Annotated in this window: 18 protein-coding genes; 15 read left to right on the plus strand and 3 right to left on the minus strand. The window is 71.1% G+C overall.

Features of this window, described 5'->3' with window-relative positions:
• Positions 1 to 81 precede the first annotated feature (81 nt).
• The 8 genes from ald (at position 82) to PV682_RS36240 (ending at position 7,918) form a co-directional block, all read left to right on the plus strand.
• Entirely contained in the window at positions 82 to 1,197 is a 1,116-nt protein-coding gene (gene ald / locus PV682_RS36205; protein ID WP_319736037.1) for an alanine dehydrogenase, read from the plus strand.
• A 370-nt stretch (positions 1,198 to 1,567) separates the two neighbouring features.
• Positions 1,568 to 2,737: a ParA family protein gene (locus PV682_RS36210; RefSeq protein ID WP_075661776.1), complete on the plus strand. Its 1,170-nt coding sequence runs from the start codon at positions 1,568 to 1,570 to the stop codon at positions 2,735 to 2,737.
• Positions 2,722 to 3,282: a hypothetical protein gene (locus tag PV682_RS36215; protein WP_319735994.1), complete on the plus strand. Its 561-nt coding sequence runs from the start codon at positions 2,722 to 2,724 to the stop codon at positions 3,280 to 3,282. The genes PV682_RS36210 and PV682_RS36215 overlap by 16 nt, the downstream gene beginning before the upstream one ends.
• 17 nt (positions 3,283 to 3,299) lie before the next feature.
• Positions 3,300 to 4,241, plus strand: a complete 942-nt coding sequence (locus tag PV682_RS36220; protein WP_319735995.1) for a segregation and condensation protein A — start codon at positions 3,300 to 3,302, stop codon at positions 4,239 to 4,241.
• Between the two features lie 50 nt (positions 4,242 to 4,291).
• Positions 4,292 to 4,858, plus strand: a complete 567-nt coding sequence (gene scpB / locus PV682_RS36225) for an SMC-Scp complex subunit ScpB (RefSeq protein ID WP_319736038.1) — start codon at positions 4,292 to 4,294, stop codon at positions 4,856 to 4,858.
• A complete protein-coding gene (locus PV682_RS36230; protein WP_319735996.1) occupies positions 4,858 to 5,982 on the plus strand; it encodes a pseudouridine synthase in 1,125 nt (374 codons plus the stop codon). Before scpB ends, PV682_RS36230 begins: the two co-directional genes overlap by 1 nt.
• Positions 5,983 to 6,182: 200 nt before the next feature.
• The gene (locus tag PV682_RS36235) at positions 6,183 to 6,902 is read left to right on the plus strand and encodes an NUDIX hydrolase (protein ID WP_319735997.1); all 720 of its coding nucleotides are present in this window, start codon (positions 6,183 to 6,185) and stop codon (positions 6,900 to 6,902) included.
• Positions 6,899 to 7,918 (plus strand): ADP-ribosylglycohydrolase family protein, encoded by a 1,020-nt coding sequence (locus PV682_RS36240; RefSeq protein ID WP_319735998.1) that lies wholly within the window; start codon positions 6,899 to 6,901, stop codon positions 7,916 to 7,918. The genes PV682_RS36235 and PV682_RS36240 overlap by 4 nt, the downstream gene beginning before the upstream one ends.
• Before the next feature lie 63 nt (positions 7,919 to 7,981).
• Here the strand turns inward: PV682_RS36240 and PV682_RS36245 are convergent, their stop codons facing one another.
• Positions 7,982 to 8,401 (minus strand): Rieske (2Fe-2S) protein, encoded by a 420-nt coding sequence (locus PV682_RS36245; RefSeq protein ID WP_319735999.1) that lies wholly within the window; start codon positions 8,399 to 8,401, stop codon positions 7,982 to 7,984.
• 165 nt (positions 8,402 to 8,566) lie between these two features.
• Here PV682_RS36245 and aroH point away from each other — a divergent pair, with 165 nt between their 5' ends.
• The 5 genes from aroH (at position 8,567) to der (ending at position 13,555) form a co-directional block, all read left to right on the plus strand.
• A complete protein-coding gene (gene aroH, locus PV682_RS36250) occupies positions 8,567 to 8,929 on the plus strand; it encodes a chorismate mutase (protein ID WP_319736000.1) in 363 nt (120 codons plus the stop codon).
• A complete protein-coding gene (locus tag PV682_RS36255) occupies positions 8,926 to 10,011 on the plus strand; it encodes a prephenate dehydrogenase (protein ID WP_319736001.1) in 1,086 nt (361 codons plus the stop codon). Before aroH ends, PV682_RS36255 begins: the two co-directional genes overlap by 4 nt.
• A gap of 318 nt (positions 10,012 to 10,329) precedes the next feature.
• On the plus strand, positions 10,330 to 11,019 hold the full coding sequence (gene cmk / locus PV682_RS36260; protein ID WP_109363739.1) for a (d)CMP kinase: 690 nt from the start codon (positions 10,330 to 10,332) through the stop codon (positions 11,017 to 11,019).
• Between the two features lie 332 nt (positions 11,020 to 11,351).
• On the plus strand, positions 11,352 to 12,020 hold the full coding sequence (locus PV682_RS36265) for a lysophospholipid acyltransferase family protein (protein WP_319736039.1): 669 nt from the start codon (positions 11,352 to 11,354) through the stop codon (positions 12,018 to 12,020).
• A 53-nt stretch (positions 12,021 to 12,073) separates the two neighbouring features.
• Entirely contained in the window at positions 12,074 to 13,555 is a 1,482-nt protein-coding gene (der, locus tag PV682_RS36270; protein WP_407705801.1) for a ribosome biogenesis GTPase Der, read from the plus strand.
• A 47-nt stretch (positions 13,556 to 13,602) separates the two neighbouring features.
• Here the strand turns inward: der and PV682_RS36275 are convergent, their stop codons facing one another.
• Both PV682_RS36275 and PV682_RS36280 read right to left on the minus strand, forming a co-directional pair.
• Positions 13,603 to 13,992, minus strand: coding sequence for a hypothetical protein (locus PV682_RS36275; protein WP_319736002.1), 390 nt, complete (start codon positions 13,990 to 13,992; stop codon positions 13,603 to 13,605).
• Between the two features lie 62 nt (positions 13,993 to 14,054).
• Complete coding sequence (locus PV682_RS36280; protein ID WP_319736003.1) at positions 14,055 to 14,831, minus strand: hypothetical protein; 777 nt, start codon at positions 14,829 to 14,831, stop codon at positions 14,055 to 14,057.
• 522 nt (positions 14,832 to 15,353) lie between these two features.
• On the opposite strand from PV682_RS36280, the gene PV682_RS36285 reads away from it, so the two are divergent.
• Together PV682_RS36285 and PV682_RS36290 are read left to right on the plus strand one after the other, a co-directional pair.
• Positions 15,354 to 16,076, plus strand: coding sequence for a LysM peptidoglycan-binding domain-containing protein (locus PV682_RS36285; protein WP_319736004.1), 723 nt, complete (start codon positions 15,354 to 15,356; stop codon positions 16,074 to 16,076).
• Between the two features lie 116 nt (positions 16,077 to 16,192).
• Positions 16,193 to 16,732, plus strand: a complete 540-nt coding sequence (locus PV682_RS36290; RefSeq protein ID WP_319736005.1) for a LysM peptidoglycan-binding domain-containing protein — start codon at positions 16,193 to 16,195, stop codon at positions 16,730 to 16,732.
• The last annotated feature ends 86 nt before the right edge of the window (positions 16,733 to 16,818 follow it).

The raw sequence follows: 16,818 nt of genomic DNA on the forward strand, positions 1-16,818 counted from the left end.
CTGGCTCTGTCGCGCCACCAGTGCGACATATCCCGGTATACGCATACGTATACGTCCCTTGAGTCGAGGACCGTGATCGACGTGAAGGTCGGCATCCCCCGCGAGGTCAAGAACAACGAGTTCCGGGTGGCCATCACCCCCGCCGGCGTGCACGAACTGGTGCGCCACGGCCACGAGGTCGTCATCGAGCGCGGCGCCGGGGTGGGGTCCTCGATCCCGGACGAGGAGTACGTCGCGGCGGGCGCCGCGATCCTGGACACGGCGGACGAGGTGTGGGGCGCCGCCGATCTGCTGCTCAAGGTCAAGGAGCCGGTCGCCGAGGAGTACCACCGGCTGCGCAAGGACCAGACGCTCTTCACCTACCTGCACCTGGCCGCGTCCAAGGAGTGCACGGACGCGCTCGTCGCCTCCGGCACCACCGCGATCGCCTACGAGACGGTCGAACTCCCGGGCCGCGCACTGCCGTTGCTCGCACCGATGTCCGAAGTGGCGGGGCGGCTCGCGCCCCAGGTCGGCGCCTACCACCTGATGCGCTCGGCCGGCGGGCGCGGGGTCCTGCCCGGCGGGGTGCCGGGCACCCAGCCCGCCAAGGCGGTCGTCATCGGCGGCGGGGTCTCCGGCTGGAACGCGACGCAGATCGCGATCGGACTCGGCTTCCACGTCACGCTGCTGGACAAGGACATCAACAAACTCCGCGAGGCCGACAAGGTGTTCGGCACGCAGGTGCGGGCCATCATGTCCAACTCCTTCGAGTTGGAGAAGGCCGTCCTGGACGCCGACCTCGTCGTCGGCGCCGTCCTCATCCCGGGCGCCAAGGCGCCGAAGCTGGTCACCAACGAGCTGGTGGCCCGCATGAAGCCCGGAAGTGTCCTTGTCGACATCGCGATCGACCAGGGCGGCTGCTTCGAGGACTCGCGTCCGACGACCCACGCCGAACCGACGTTCACCGTCCACGAGTCGGTGTTCTACTGCGTCGCCAACATGCCCGGCGCGGTCCCCAACACCTCGACGTACGCGCTCACCAACGCGACCCTGCCGTACATCGTCGAACTCGCCGACCACGGCTGGGCCGAGGCGCTGCGGCGCGATCCCGCGCTCGCCAAGGGGCTCAACACCCATGACGGCAAGGTCGTCTACCGCGAGGTCGCCGAGGCGCACGGCCTCGAGCACGTCGAACTGACGTCGCTGCTGGGGTGAGCGACCCGCCCATCGGGCGTGGCCAAGTCACCTTTTGATAAAGGCGATACGTCAACAAGAAGCGTCAACGACGCACAGCGGGCCGGGCCTTGTCCATAAGGTCCGGCCCAATGTGTGTATGGTCACTTTGCGATGCTCGGTCAACTCGCCGCGAACGTAACCCTTCGACCGATTCGCACACCGGTGAAACCTGCTGTGCGACGGCCGTACGCCCTTGACAGCGTCATGTTTCTTTGCCGACACATCCGGCCGGGTCCGGCGGATTGTGTTGCTGCGAACGGCCGACACGCCATAGAGTCGCCAACCGTCGGCATGGTGCCACGCTGACCTGTCCAGAAATCCCCTGGTCACCAAGGAGGTAAGACGACTTGTGAATGAGTCGACATTTTCTCCCGGGGGTGGTCGAGCAGGAACGCCTGTCCGGGGCCGGAGCCCTGAGGGAACCGAGGCTGTCGGCTCCGTCGCTGTGCGCACCTTCGCAGCCCACCAGAGTCCGCAGACCCTGCGGACAGCAGACCAGAGCATGGATGGCCATCACGTGAACGCCATGGCCGGCGACGGAAGTGGCGCGCCCCACAACCACTTCGCCGACTACGACGAACTGCCCGACGGGCACTTCTACGACCCCGACGCCGAATACGAGCCCGACCCCGAGTACGCGGCCACGCTCGCGCCCGACGCCGCACGCCAGCGTCGCGAGCGCATCGGCCCGACCGGGCGTCCGCTGCCGTACTTCCCGATCCCGGGCCCGCTGACCGATCACGGACCCGCGACGATCATCGCGATGTGCAACCAGAAGGGCGGCGTGGGCAAGACCACGTCGACCATCAACCTGGGTGCCGCCCTCGCGGAGTACGGCCGGCGGGTGCTGCTCGTGGACTTCGACCCGCAGGGCGCGCTGTCGGTGGGTCTCGGCGTCAACCCCATGGAGCTCGACCTCACGGTCTACAACCTGCTCATGGAGCGGGGCATGTCGGCCGACGAGGTCCTGCTGAAGACCGCGGTCCCCAACATGGACCTGCTGCCGAGCAACATCGACCTCTCGGCGGCCGAGGTCCAGCTGGTCTCCGAGGTCGCGCGCGAGTCGACCCTCCAGCGGGCGCTGAAGCCGCTGATGGACGACTACGACTACATCGTCATCGACTGCCAGCCCTCGCTCGGCCTGCTCACGGTGAACGCGCTCACGGCCGCCCACAAGGTGATCGTCCCGCTGGAGTGCGAGTTCTTCGCGCTGCGCGGGGTCGCGCTGCTCACCGAGACCATCGAGAAGGTCCAGGAGCGCCTCAACCCCGAGCTGGAACTCGACGGCATCCTCGCGACGATGTACGACTCGCGGACCGTCCACAGCCGCGAGGTGCTCGCGCGGGTCGTCGAGGCGTTCGACGACCACGTCTACCACACGGTGATCGGCCGGACCGTCCGCTTCCCCGAGACCACGGTCGCGGGCGAGCCGATCACCACGTACGCGTCCAACTCCGTCGGCGCCGCCGCCTACCGCCAGCTCGCCAGGGAGGTGCTCGCCCGGTGTCACGCCGAGTGAGTCTGCCGGGGGCCGACGAACTCTTCCGCACGACAGGGGGAACGGCGCTCCAGCCGTCCACTCCCCGGCGGCCCGGCGAGGGCCGGGTGCCGGGGCAGGCGGGTGAGAGCGAGGGGGCGTCCGCCGAGGACGCGCCGCTCGCCGTGCCCGCGCAGGGCGGGGACGGCGACGGGGCCGAACACGTCGCCGCCGACGCCGGCCAGGGCGACGGCGGCGAGTCCCGCAGCAGGGGCGACGGCCGTGTGCGGCGGGCGCAGGAAGGTTCTGCCAACCCCGCCGCTCCCGCCGACGCCGAGCCCCGCAAACGGGGCCGCGCCGCCGCCCGCCGCCCCTCCGGGCGCGAACGCCACGACGAGAAGATCACCGTGTACGTCTCCGCCGAGGAACTCATGGACCTGGAGCACGCCCGCCTGGTGCTCCGCGGCGAACACGGCCTCGCCGTCGACCGGGGCCGCATCGTCCGCGAAGCGGTCGCCGTCGTCCTCGCCGACCTGGAGTCCCGCGGTGACGCGAGCATCCTCGTACGCCGGTTGCGGGGGCGGTAGGGGTACCTTCGGGGGCTATGACCTCGTACGACACGTCTTCTGCCACCGGTGCCCCGGCCGGCCGCCGACGCGCACTGGGTCGGGGGCCGGGGGCCGGGGAACAACCGCCGGTTCCCGCAGAGGCGCCGGTCCCCGTCGAGGCGGAGGGGCGTGAAGAGGCGGTTCCCGACGGGGTCTTCAAGGTCCGGCTCACCAACTTCGAAGGCCCCTTCGACCTGCTGCTCCAGCTGATCGCCAAGCACAAGCTGGACGTCACCGAAGTCGCGCTGTCCAAGGTCACCGACGAGTTCATGGCGCACATCAGGGCGATGGGGCCGGACTGGGACCTCGACCAGACGACCGAGTTCCTCGTCGTCGCCGCGACGCTGCTCGACCTCAAGGCCGCGCGGCTGCTGCCCGCCGCCGAGGTCGAGGACGAGGCCGACCTCGCGCTCCTCGAAGCGCGGGACCTGCTGTTCGCGCGGCTGTTGCAGTACCGGGCGTACAAGCAGATCGCCGACATCCTCAGCCACCGGCTGGAGGTCGAGGGGCGCCGCTACCCCCGTACCGTCGGGCTCGAAGCGCACCACGCCGAACTGCTGCCCGAGGTCGTGATCAGCATCGGGGCGGAAGGATTCGCCAGGCTCGCCGTGAAGGCGATGCAGCCGAAGCCGAAGCCCCAGGTGTACGTCGATCACATCCACGCGCCGCTGGTGAGTGTGCGGGAGCAGGCGCTGGTCGTCGTCGCGCGGCTCAGGGAACTCGGCGAGGCCAGCTTCCGGGTGCTCGTCGAGGACACCGAGGACACGCTCACCGTCGTCGCCCGGTTCCTCGCGCTGCTGGAGCTGTACCGGGACAAGGCGGTCGAACTGGACCAGGAGACGGCGCTCGGGGACCTGCTCGTGCGGTGGACCGGCGGTGACGCGACCGCCGCGGTGACGGACGAGTTCGACCGGCCGACCGAGGAGGAGAAGACGTGAGCGAGGCCGTCGCTGAGCTGGACCTCAAGCCCGCCCTGGAGGCCGTCCTGATGGTCGTCGACGAACCGGCGACGGAGGAGCACCTCGCGAAGCTCCTCCAGCGGCCCCGGCGGCAGGTCGCGGACGCGCTCAGGGAGCTGGCGGACGAGTACACGGCACAGGGCAGGGGCTTCGAGCTGAGAGCCGTCGCCGGAGGCTGGCGCTACTACACGCGGCCCGCCTACTCGGCGGCCGTCGAGAGCTTCGTCCTGGACGGCCAGCAGGCCCGCCTCACCCAGGCGGCGCTGGAGACCCTCGCCGTCGTCGCCTACCGCCAGCCGGTCAGCCGCGGCCGCGTCTCCGCGGTGCGCGGAGTGAACTGCGACGGCGTGATGCGCACCCTGCTCCAGCGGGGCCTGGTCGAGGAGACGGGCACGGAACCCGAAACAGGTGCGATCCTGTATGGGACGACGAACTACTTCCTGGAGCGGATGGGCCTGCGCGGTCTGGACGAGCTTCCGGAACTCGCGCCCTTCCTCCCGGAGGCGGAGGCGATCGAGGCCGAGACGCTGGAAGGGGTCCCGTCGTTCGATCCGGACGCTCCGGATACCGAGGAAGACGACAAGACGGAACTTTGATGCGAAGCAGCAGCGGCAGGAACAGCAGCGGAAACAACGGCGGGAGCCGTGGTGGCAACAGCGGCAGCCGCGGCGGGAACAGCGGGGGCCGCGGCAACTACCGCGGCGCCGGCAACAACCGCGACGACAACCAGGGCGGCCGGCCGAAGAAGCCCCGCCCCGAGGAGCGGCGCTACGACGTGGGCCCCGGCGCCTCCCCGGAGGGTCCCAGGTCCGGGCGCGGGACTTCCGCGCGCGGCGGCGCCAAGGGCGGCCCGAAGCAGTCCTCGGGCAGCAGCGGGCGCGGGCGCTGGGCGCCGGCGACCTCGCGCGAGTACGACGCGCGCGCGGAGGAGCGCAACCGGGAGCGGTACGCGGGCAAGAAGGACGTCAAGCTGCCCAAGACCTTCCCCGGCGCCGAGCAGGAGGGCGAGCGGCTCCAGAAGGTCCTCGCGCGCGCGGGCTACGGCTCGCGGCGGGCCTGCGAGGAGCTGATCGAGCAGGCGCGCGTGGAGGTCAACGGCGAGATCGTCCTGGAGCAGGGCAAGCGCGTCGACCCCGAGAAGGACGAGGTGCGTGTCGACGGGCTGACGGTCGCGACGCAGTCGTACCAGTTCTTCTCGCTGAACAAGCCCGCCGGGGTCGTCTCCACGATGGAGGACAACGAGGGGCGGCAGTGCCTCGGCGACTACGTCACCAACCGTGAGACGCGCCTGTTCCACGTGGGGCGGCTCGACACGGAGACCGAGGGCGTCATCCTGCTCACCAACCACGGCGAGCTGGCACACCGCCTGACGCACCCCCGGTACGGCGTGAAGAAGGTCTACCTCGCGCACATCGTCGGCCCGATCCCGCGCGACCTGGGCAAGCGGCTGAAGGACGGCATCCAGCTGGAGGACGGGTACGCGCGCGCGGACCACTTCCGGGTCGTCGAGCAGACCGGCAAGAACTACCTGGTCGAGGTCACGCTCCACGAGGGCCGCAAGCACATCGTGCGGCGCATGCTCGCCGAGGCGGGCTTCCCGGTGGACAAGCTGGTGCGGGTCGCCTTCGGCCCGATCACCCTCGGCGACCAGAAGTCGGGCTGGCTGCGGCGGCTGTCGAACACCGAGGTGGGCATGCTGATGCAGGAGGTCGACCTCTAGAAGGCGGCTGTACGGCTCCGTGACGGCCGACCCCGGGTTCTCCGGGGTCGGCCGTCATTGTGTTCCCGAAAAGGGCTCCTGGGGTGCACTGAGGGCTTTCGGGGGTTCTGTGGAGGGCTGGTGCCGGTCGCGGCCGGGGTCTTGTCCGCCACTGCACGCGCTGCTTATGGTCGGAGTGACCATAAAGGCGGGGGGCGACTGTGGACGGCTACGACAAGCACGCGTACGAACCCTTCGCCGTGACCGTCGACCTCGCGGTGTTCACCCTGCGCGCGGGCGCCCTGCACGTCCTGCTCGTCGAACGCGGCCGGGAGCCGTACGCCGGACAGTGGGCCCTGCCCGGCGGGTTCGTCCTGCCCGAGGAGTCCGCCGAGGACGCCGCCCTGCGTGAACTCGCCGAGGAGACCGGCCTCGCCGACGCGGCCGGCCTCCACCTGGAACAGCTGCGCACCTACAGCGACCCCGGCCGCGACCCCCGCATGCGCGTCGTCTCCGTCGCCTTCGCCGCCCTCGTCCCCGACGGCCCCGAACCGCACGGCGGCGGCGACGCCGTACAGGCCCGCTGGACGCCGTACGACGAGACCGGGCCGCTCGCCTTCGACCACGACCGCATCCTCGCCGACGCGCGCGCACGCGTGGGCGCCAAGTTCGAGTACACGTGCCTCGCCACCGCGTTCTGCCCGCCCGAGTTCACCCTCGGCGAGCTGCAACGCGTCTACGAGACCGTCTGGGGCACCTGCCTCGACCGGCCCAACTTCCGCCGCAAGGTCCTCGCCACACCCGGCTTCGTCGAACCGGCCCGCGCGGGCGCCCGGCTCACCGGAGGGCGCGGCAAACCCGCCGCCCTCTACCGCGCGGGGACGGCCACCGCTCTCCACCCGCCGCTCGTCCGGCCCTCCACAGAAGGACGCCCCTCATGAGTTTCACCGTGCACAAGCGCGCCGCCTCCGGGGCCCTGATGGGGCTGGCGCTGGGGGACGCGCTCGGTTTCCCCACCGAGTTCAACGACGTCCCCCAGATCGTCGCCAAGTTCGGGCCCTGGCGGCAGATGCCCCTGCCCGCGCGGGCGATCGTCTCCGACGACACCCAGATGACGCTGGCCCTCGCGCGCGGGCTGCGGTCCGCGAGGGACCGGGGCGTGCTCGGGCCGCAGGGGATGGAGCGGTCGGTGCGCGAGGAGTTCGTGAAGTGGTACCACTCCCCGGAGAACAACCGCGCGCCCGGCGGGACCTGCCTCAGGGCCTGCGAACTGCTCGACGACCCCGGTCGGCGCTGGCAGGACGCCAGCCAGATCGACTCCAAGGGGTGCGGCGCCAACATGCGCGTCGCGCCCATCGGGCTCGCGCCCGCGCTCAGCGACGAACAGCGCGCGGGCGCCGCCCAGCTCCAGGCCGCCCTCACCCACGGCCACCCCACCGCGCTCGCCGCCTCCGACCTCACCGCGCACGCGGTACGGCTCCTCGCGCACGGGAGCGGGCCGTCCGAGCTGATCGGGCTCCTGCGCGCGTACGCGCTGGCGAACCGGTCCCGGTACCGGCAGGACTGGCTGGGGGACCTGTGGACGCGGAGCCAGGACCCCAACCCCGAGCACTTCATCGCGCGCGGGTGGGACGAGTGCCTCGCCGTCCTGGACCGGCTGGAGGCGGCTCTGCGGGCCCCCGACCCGGAGGCCGATCCGTGTCTCGCGACCGGCGCCGGGTGGATCGCCGAAGAGGCGCTGGCCACGGGGCTGTACTGCTTCCTGCTGTTCCCCGAGGAGCCGGTCACCGCGCTGCGCCGGGCCGCCTGCTCCTCCGGGGACTCCGACTCGATCGCCTGTCTGACCGGGGCGTTCGCGGGGGCCTGGCTGGGGATCGACGCGTGGCCCACGGAGTGGGCGGACCGGATCGAGTACGGGAGTGAGCTGGTGACGCTGGGGGCGTTGTGGGACGAGTGAGGGGGGCTGTGCGCGCGTGCGAGGGGGCTTTTTTGAGCGGCCTCTCACGCGCGCGTGCGGTGCTCACACCAGGGTGATCGTGTCGCCCTTCACCGTGATCTCCTTCGCGGGCAGCGGGCGCGGGGCCGGGCCGCCCTTCACCGCGCCGTCCGCGATGCCGAACCTGCTCTGGTGGCAGGGGCAGTCGATCGTGCCGTTCGCGACCTTGGCCACCGTGCAGCCCTGGTGCGTGCAGACCGCCGAGAACGCCTTGAACTCGCCCTTCACCGGCTGCGTCACCACGACCTTCTGGTCCGTGAAGACCTTGCCGCCGCCCACCGGGATGTCGGAGGTCTTCGCGAGGTCCGTCGCCCCCGGGGTACCGCCCGGGGAGGAGCTGTCCTTGTCGTCGTCGGAGCCGCCGCAGGCTGCCGTGAGCGCCACCGCGCTCGTCGTCATCAGGGATGTCAGGAGGACCGTGCGACGGGTCGTGGGGAGCGTCATGCGCGTCATCCTGGCACCGGCGGGCGGCGACGAGAAGCAACCGGGACGGAGTGGCACAAAGGCGTCGGACGTCTCAGGGGGCGGGCGGGCGCGCCGATGTCGGTGGGGCTGATTACGCTGGGTGGTCCAGAGGCGCGGTGTACGGGAACAGCGAGGAGCGGTGGCGTGGCGGTACGAGCGGTCCGGGGGGCCGTCCAGTTGGACGAGGACGACGCCGGGGAGATGGAACGGCGGGTCGGGGAGCTGCTGACGGCCGTCATGGAGCGCAACGATCTCGTCGTCGACGATCTGATCAGCATCTGGTTCACGGCGACGCCCGATCTGCACAGCGACTTCCCGGCCGCCGCCGCGCGCAAGATCGGGATCGTCGACGTTCCCCTGATCTGCGCGCAGGAGCTCGACATCACCGGGGCCATGCCCCGCGTCGTACGGCTGCTCGCGCACGTCGAGTCCGCGCGTGCGCGGGCCGACATCGCCCACGTCTACCTCGGTGCCGCCGCCGGGCTGCGGAAGGACATCGCCCAGTGAGGACCGCGCTCGTCATCGGGACCGGGCTCATCGGGACGTCCGTCGCCCTGGCCCTCGCGCAGCGGGGGGTCGTCGTCCATCTCGCCGACCACGATCCGGAGCAGGCCCGGACCGCCGCCGCGCTCGGGGCCGGGACCGACGAGGCTCCCGACGGGGCCGTCGATCTCGCCGTCGTCGCCGCGCCGCCCGCTCATGTCGCCCGCGTGCTCGCGGATGCCATGCGGCGCGAGGTCGCGTACGGGTATCTCGACGTCGCCAGCGTCAAGGGTGGGCCCCGGCGGGAGCTGGAGGCCGCCGGGGTCGATCTCTCCCGGTACCTCGGGACGCATCCCATGTCCGGGCGGGAGAAGTCCGGGCCCCTCGCCGCTTCCGCCGAGCTGTTCGAGGGGCGGCCCTGGGTGCTGACGCCCACGCGGGACACCGAGACCGAGGTGCTCAATCTCGCGCTGGAGCTGGTCTCCCACTGCCGGGCCGTGCCCGTCGTCATGGACGCCGACGCCCACGATCGGGCCGTCGCGCTCGTCTCCCACATGCCGCACATCGTGTCCAGCCTTGTCGCTGCTCGGCTGGAGCATGCGGAGGAGTCCGCCGTGCGGTTGTCCGGTGGGGGGATTCGGGATGTCACGCGGATCGCCGCGTCCGATCCTCGGATGTGGATCGACATCCTGTCCGCGAATCCCGGGCCTGTGGCCGAGTTGCTCTCCGATGTCGCCGCGGATCTCGATGAGACCGTGCGGGCGTTGCGGGCCGTGGAGTCCGGGGACGTCGATCAGCGGAAGCTGGGGGTCGCCGGGATCGAGGATGTGTTGCGGCGGGGGAACGCGGGGCAGGTTCGGGTGCCGGGGAAGCACGGTGCCGCGCATCGGGTGTACGAGGTGGTCGCCGTGCTCATCGATGATCAGCCGGGGCAGTTGGCTCGGATCTTCGCGGATGCGGGGAGGGCTGGGGTGAATGTCGAGGATGTGCGGATCGAGCATGCGACGGGGCAGCAGGCCGGGTTGGTGCAGTTGATGGTGGAGCCCAAGGCTGCGCCGGTGTTGTCGGCGGCTCTGCGGGAGCGGGGCTGGGGGGTACGCCAGTAGTTTCCTCGCCCCCGCCGCCCCTACCCTCCCCCAAGCTCTTCGAGCAGGGGGGACCCCCACATCCCCAAGGGGCGCTGCCCCTTGGACGACCCCGCCCGGGGCTCCGCCCCTGGACCCCGGGTGGGTGGGGATCGGCCCTGAAGGGGCCTCGTCCTCAAACGCCGGACGGGCTGGGATGTGCTGGGCGGGGTGGGCAGCAGAGCTGGAGGTGGGTGGCCCTGGGCGTCGGAGTAGGGCGTGATGTGTACGCAGTAACCTTGTGCGGGGCGTTCTTGTCGTCCCGGATCCCACCACCATGCACCAGGAAGGTGTCCCCCCGTGGAAAACGGCGCCGCTCAGCCTGTGATCGTTGCTATCGACGGTCCCTCCGGCACCGGGAAGTCGAGTACGTCGAAGGCTGTGGCCGGGGAGCTCGGGCTTAGCTATCTGGACACCGGGGCCCAGTACCGGGCGATCACCTGGTGGATGGTGAGCAATGGGATCGACGTCGATGACGCGGACGCCGTCGCCGCGGTCGCCGGGAAGCCGGAGATCGTGTCGGGGACCGATCCGGCGGCGCCGACGATCCATGTGGACGGGGTGGATGTCGCCGGGCCGATCCGGACGCAGGATGTGACCTCCAAGGTCAGTGCCGTGAGCGCGGTGCCCGAGGTGCGTGCCCGGATCACGGAGTTGCAGCGGTCCATCGCGGCCGGCGCGGAGAAGGGGATCGTCGTCGAGGGCCGGGACATCGGGACGACCGTTCTGCCGGACGCCGATCTGAAGATCTTCCTCACCGCGTCCGCCGAGGCGAGGGCCGCCCGGCGCAGCGGTGAGCTGGGTCAGGGCACCGACGTCGCCGCCACCCGCGAGGCGCTGATCAAGCGGGACACGGCGGACTCCAGCCGCAAGACCTCGCCGCTCGCCAAGGCGGACGACGCGGTCGAGGTGGACACCACGGAGCTGACGCTGACGCAGGTCATCGAGTGCGTCGTGACCCTCGTCGAGGAGAAGCGGGCGGGCAAGTGACCACACAGCCCTCCGGGGATCCCCAGCCCACTCGGACCGGCGAGGACTCCCGGCCGACCGGGGATGCCCAGCTCACCCAGGCCGGGGGCGGTTCCCAGTCGGCCGGGGATCTCCAGCCCACCCGGCTCGCTGAGAACGCTCAGCCAGTCGGGCCCATCGGGGATTCCCAGCCGACCGGAGGCTCCGAGCCCCCGCAGTCCGCCGGAAGCGCCCGGCCCGCTCAGTCCGTCGCCGCCTCAACGCCCGGCCCCCGGCCCGCCCAGTCCGTCGGCCCCGCCACCCCCGGCTTCCGGCCCGCCACGGGTTCCCGGCTTGCCCGGCGGCTTCAGTTGATGCGGCGTACCCAGCCCTCCCCGTCGGCCACCCCCTCGGAGAGGGGCGCTGAGGTGGGGCGTCGGATCGGTGTGGGGCTTATGTACGGCCTCTGGAAACCCCGTGTGCTCGGCTCCTGGCGAGTGCCGTCCACCGGGCCGGTCATCTTCGCGGTCAACCACTCGCACAATATCGATGGCCCGATGGTGATGGGCGTGGCCCCGAGGCCGACGCACTTCCTCATCAAGAAGGAAGCCTTTGTGGGCCCCCTGGACCCCTTCCTGCTGAGCATCGGCCAGCTGAAGGTGGACCGGGACTCGACCGACCGGGGCGCCGTCACCCAGGCGCTGGACGTGCTGAAGAACGGCGGTGTCCTCGGGATCTTCCCCGAGGGCAGCCGGGGTGAGGGGGACTTCGCGGCGCTGCGGGCGGGCCTCGCCTACTTCGCCGTACGCGGGAACGCGCCGATCGTCCCCGTGGCCGTCCTGGGAAGTTCCGAGCGCCAGGGACGGTTGGTCAAGGGGCTGCCCCCGCTGCGTTCGCGCGTGGACGTCGTCTTCGGCGACCCCTTCGACGCGAGCGACGGCACCGGACGTCGTACCCGCAAGGCTCTCGACGAGGCCACGGAACGTATTCAGAAGCAGCTCACCGCGCACCTGGAAAACGCCAGGCGTCTCACCGGACGCTAGGCGACACTTAGTAGTGGATCAGCCGATAACGGGCCGGTCCACCGATCACCACGATGAACGAGGTACGGAACTTCATGAACGACGACAACCACTCCGAGTACGACCACGGAGCGCTCGGTGACGCCGAGTACGCGGAGTTCATGGAGCTCGCCGCGGAAGAGGGCTTCGACGTCGAGGACGTCGAGGGCGCCATCGAGGAGGCGGGGCACGGCCCGCTGCCGGTGCTGGCCGTGGTCGGCCGGCCGAACGTCGGGAAGTCGACGCTGGTCAACCGGATCATCGGACGGCGCGAGGCCGTCGTGGAGGACAAGCCGGGGGTGACCCGCGACCGCGTGACGTACGAGGCCGAGTGGGCCGGCCGGCGCTTCAAGGTCGTCGACACGGGCGGCTGGGAGCAGGACGTCCTCGGCATCGACGCGTCGGTCGCCGCGCAGGCGGAGTACGCGATCGAGGCGGCCGACGCGGTCGTCTTCGTCGTGGACGCCAAGGTCGGCGCGACGGACACCGACGAGGCGGTCGTACGGCTGCTGCGCAAGGCCGGGAAGCCGGTCGTGCTGTGCGCGAACAAGGTGGACGGGCAGAGCGGCGAGGCGGACGCGGCGTACCTGTGGTCGCTGGGCCTCGGCGAGCCGCACCCGGTCTCCGCGCTGCACGGCCGCGGCACCGGCGACATGCTGGACGCCGTCCTGGAGGCACTGCCGGAGGCGCCGGAGCAGTCGTTCGGGAACGCTGTCGGCGGTCCCCGGCGGATCGCGCTGATCGGCCGCCCGAACGTCGGCAAGTCCTCGCTGCTGAACAAGGTGGCGAACGAGGAGCGCGTCGTCGTCAACGAGCTGGCGGGCACGACCCGCGACCCGGTCGACGAGCTGATCGAACTCGGCGGCGTCACCTGGAAGTTCGTCGACACGGCCGGTATCCGCAAGCGCGTCCACCTCCAGCAGGGCGCCGACTACTACGCCTCGCTGCGCACCGCCGCCGCCGTGGAGAAGGCCGAGGTGGCCGTCATCCTCATCGACGCCGCCGACTCCATCTCCGTACAGGACCAGCGGATCGTCACGATGGCCGTCGAGGCGGGCCGCGCGATCGTCGTCGCGTACAACAAGTGGGACACGCTCGACGAGGAGCGCCGCTACTACCTGGAGCGGGAGATCGAGACGGAGCTGGGGCAGATCGCCTGGGCGCCGCGGGTGAACGTCTCGGCGCGCACCGGGCGGCACATGGAGAAGCTCGTCCCGGCGATCGAGACGGCGCTGGCGGGCTGGGAGACGCGCGTGCCGACCGGCCGGCTGAACTCCTTCCTCGGCGAGCTGGTCTCCGCGCACCCGCACCCGATCCGCGGCGGCAAGCAGCCCCGCATCCTCTTCGGCACCCAGGCCGGCACCAAGCCGCCGCGCTTCGTGCTCTTCGCCTCCGGCTTCATCGAGGCGGGCTACCGCCGCTTCATCGAACGCCGTCTGCGCGAGGAGTTCGGTTTCGAGGGCACCCCGATCCACATCTCGGTGCGCGTGCGCGAGAAGCGCGGCAAGAAGAAGTAAACGGTTGCAGCGAAAAGGGCGGCTCCTTCGGGAGCCGCCCTTTTCGCTCAGTACCCCCGGCGCGGTCCCGGTGGCAGCGCGGGGAGGTTCTGCGCCCCCTGGTACTGGTACGGCTGCTGCTGCCCCAGCGTCCCCACGCGCTGCCACTGTCCCTGCTGCCGCGCGCTCTGCGCCCCCGCGCTGTAGGCGCTGTACGAGCCGTTGTACGAGCCCGCGTACCCCCCGGCGTACCCGCCGCCGTGTCCGGGCCCGCCCCCGAACGCCGTGAACCCCAGCTCCTCCTCCCCGCTCCGGTCGCCCGGCAGCGCCCGGAAGGACTTGACGTACTCGGCGTAGAGCGCGTCGTAGATCGGGGTGGCCGACTGCGGGTCCTGTCCGGGGCGGGCGGACGGGATCGCGGCGTAGGACGGCCACAGGGAAGAGTCGTATGTGTGCACGTCACTCCAAACGACCCGGCCGGGCAAGGGATGCGGTGCGGAAGGTGTGAGCGGGGTGAGCGTCACGTGCCCGCGAGGGGCAGGGCCGCGGCCACCAGGCGGCCGTTCGCCGCGGCCTTGTCGAGGGCGTCGCGGAGCAGGTCCTCACGGGGCTGGCGGCCGATGGAGCCGACCGGTGCCGCGAACATCAGCACCTGCTGGTGCTTGTTGGCGGCGGCCCGCCAGCCGTCGGTGACCTGGAGCGGCTGGTGCGCCTGCCACCAGGCCGCGGGCTGGGCGCCGTTCGGGCCGGGCTGGAGGATCGCGTGCAGCTGGCCGACGGCGAGCAGCACCGACCAGCCGTGCCGTACCGGCGGCACCTCGGTGATCTGGCCGACCGGCGTGAAGCCCTGCTCGACGAGCAGCGGCAGGAAGTCGTCCCCGGAGCCGGTGGAGCCGGGGCGCGCGATCGGCGCGGTCGGCTCGACGACCAGCGCGGGGTGCAACTCCCCGGCGATCAGCACGAGTCCGCTGGTCACCCCGAGGACCGCCTGCTCCGGTACGGCCTTGGCGGGCTCGGCGGCGCTGCCGCTGATGGAGCGGACGGCGCCCTGGAGCTGTTCCTCCGTCACCTGGACGACCTGGGAGGGCAGGCAGCCGGCGTGGGCGAAGGCGAGGACGGCGGTCTCGTCCCCGATGAACAGGACGGTGCTGGTGCGCTCGTGCTCGGAGTCGCCCGGGGTGCGGCAGGACGTGCAGTCGTAACTGCCCGGGGCGTTGTCTCCGGTGAGCAGCCGGTCGGCTTCTTCGTCGCCGATCTCGGCGCGTACCTCGTCGCTGACGTCGAGCATGCGCGGCACGGTGGCTCCCTCGGGATGCGGTGCTGTGGCGGGCCGGGTGGGTCCCCGGCTCATTCAGACTCAACGGGCGAGCTGTGGTGGGAGTCACGCACCTGGGAGGACTGAACCGAGCCACCTGACGCGGTCGGTCACTTTGGGCTCATGTTCGAACACTCGTGGTCAAGTAACGGGTGGGTCACGGACGTTGGTTCCGTGAGGTGACTCACAGGGCGCTCTGGTTCATGGTCGACACATCGTGAAATGGGTGGATGTAAAGGCCGTTCAATTCTCTTTGTTACCTCTGGTAACGCCTAACTGGCCTGCGGAAACAGGGAGTTGGTTGCTAACGGCTCGTCAGGGCTCCTAGATTCCTCCGCCGGTGCACAGAGCACCACCCGGAACCTGTGCGGCGACCGCGCTGGGACAGACAGCGCGCCGATGCATCACGTCGGCGCACAGGGGGCGGAACGCGATATCGGCGTCCATACGCGGATAGCGTCCCGCTCGTCAGGGGGAAATCCGGGTCCGTAGAGAGGGAACTTCATGTCCGAGTGTGCCGATAACACCCGCCGCGCCCGCACGACCGCTGTCCTCGCCGGGGCAGCGCTCCTCGCGCCCCTCGGCCTGCTGGCCGCGAGCGGCAACGCCGCCGCGGCCGACAGCGGGGTGTGGGACCGGATCGCCAAGTGCGAGAGCGGCGGCAACTGGCACATCAACACCGGCAACGGCTACTACGGGGGACTCCAGTTCTCCGCCTCCACGTGGCGTGCCTACGGCGGGACCGCGTACGCGTCCACCGCCGACCAGGCGTCCCGGGAGCAGCAGATCGCCGTTGCGAGCAAGGTCCAGCGCGGGCAGGGCTGGGGTGCCTGGCCGGTGTGCTCGTCCCGTGCCGGGGCCTACGGCAGCGCGCCGTCCAACTCCGGGTCCGGGTCCGGGTCTTCGGGCTCCGGGTCGTCCAACTCCGGCTCTGGTTCGGTCAAGAAGTACAAGAGCGAGAGCTCGTACAAGAAGAGCAGCTCCAAGAAGGGCTCCTCCGGCGAGAGTTCGCGCAAGAACTCCGCGCCCGAGCGCTCCACCGGGAACACCGCGCGAGGCACTGTCCGGGCGACGCCGGGCGCGAACTACACCGTCCGCGCCGGTGACACGCTCAGCGGGATCGCCGAGCGCAACGGCACGACCTGGGGTCGGCTGTACTCGGCCAACAAGGCCGTCATCGGGGGGAACCCCGACCTGATCATGCCGGGGCAGCGGCTGCTCGTCTGAGCCATCGCCAGCGTGTCCGGGGCCGGGCCCCATCCGGTGAGCCGACCGGGTGGGGCCCCCGCCGTCGCGCGGCGCGGCTGGGGGAGGGGTACGGGGGTGCCGCCTACGGTGACGCGATGTTTCTCGTGCCTCTGCTGACGGCCCTGCTGCCGGTCCTCACCGCTCCGTCCCCCGCGCCGGTCTCCTACGACTGCGCCCGCGACCAGTGGCCCTGGGCCTGTGTCGCCGAGTGCGAGAGCGGCGGGCGTTGGGACGCCAACACCGGCAACGGGTATTACGGCGGGCTCCAGTTCTGGGCGCCGACCTGGAAGGAGTTCGGGGGGCTCTCGTACGCGCCCCGCGCCGACCTCGCGTCCCGGGAGCAGCAGATCGCCGTCGCGCAGGAGGTGTTGGCCCTCCAGGGGTGGGAGGCGTGGCCCGCGTGCTCCGAGCGGTACCGGCTGCGGGGGCGCGTGTACATCGTGAGGTCCGGGGACACGCTCTCCGGGATCGCCGCCAAGTACCGTGTCGTGGGCGGGTGGAAGGCGCTGTACCAGGCCAACAAGGATGCGGTGGGCGCGTATCCGGACCGGCTCAACCCCGGTACGTTCCTCGTGCTCCCCCGGTCCACGGCCCGCGAACGCCCGCCGGCCGTCTTCGGGCCGCCCCTCGGGTAGGTGGCGGTTTGATCTCGCTGTGGCTCAAGTGGCTGTCGTACAACGGCAATTGACTGCAAGATGCCTTCTGGCAGGCCGACGTCGAC

This window comes from Streptomyces niveiscabiei, assembly GCF_033794345.1.
Lineage (GTDB): Bacteria > Actinomycetota > Actinomycetes > Streptomycetales > Streptomycetaceae > Streptomyces > Streptomyces niveiscabiei.

What these genes read in the sequence shown, in the direction of transcription:
- scpB (WP_319736038.1), top strand. Translation starts at nt 4,292, where the DNA reads ATGGTCGTCGACGAACCGGCGACGGAGGAGCACCTCGCGAAGCTCCTC.
- PV682_RS36220 (WP_319735995.1), top strand. Translation starts at nt 3,300, where the DNA reads ATGACCTCGTACGACACGTCTTCTGCCACCGGTGCCCCGGCCGGCCGC.
- PV682_RS36240 (WP_319735998.1), top strand. Translation starts at nt 6,899, where the DNA reads ATGAGTTTCACCGTGCACAAGCGCGCCGCCTCCGGGGCCCTGATGGGG.
- PV682_RS36245 (WP_319735999.1), bottom strand. Translation starts at nt 8,401, where the DNA reads ATGACGCTCCCCACGACCCGTCGCACGGTCCTCCTGACATCCCTGATG.
- PV682_RS36285 (WP_319736004.1), top strand. Translation starts at nt 15,354, where the DNA reads ATGTCCGAGTGTGCCGATAACACCCGCCGCGCCCGCACGACCGCTGTC.
- PV682_RS36265 (WP_319736039.1), top strand. Translation starts at nt 11,352, where the DNA reads ATGCGGCGTACCCAGCCCTCCCCGTCGGCCACCCCCTCGGAGAGGGGC.
- der (WP_407705801.1), top strand. Translation starts at nt 12,074, where the DNA reads ATGAACGAGGTACGGAACTTCATGAACGACGACAACCACTCCGAGTAC.
- PV682_RS36290 (WP_319736005.1), top strand. Translation starts at nt 16,193, where the DNA reads ATGTTTCTCGTGCCTCTGCTGACGGCCCTGCTGCCGGTCCTCACCGCT.
- PV682_RS36230 (WP_319735996.1), top strand. Translation starts at nt 4,858, where the DNA reads ATGCGAAGCAGCAGCGGCAGGAACAGCAGCGGAAACAACGGCGGGAGC.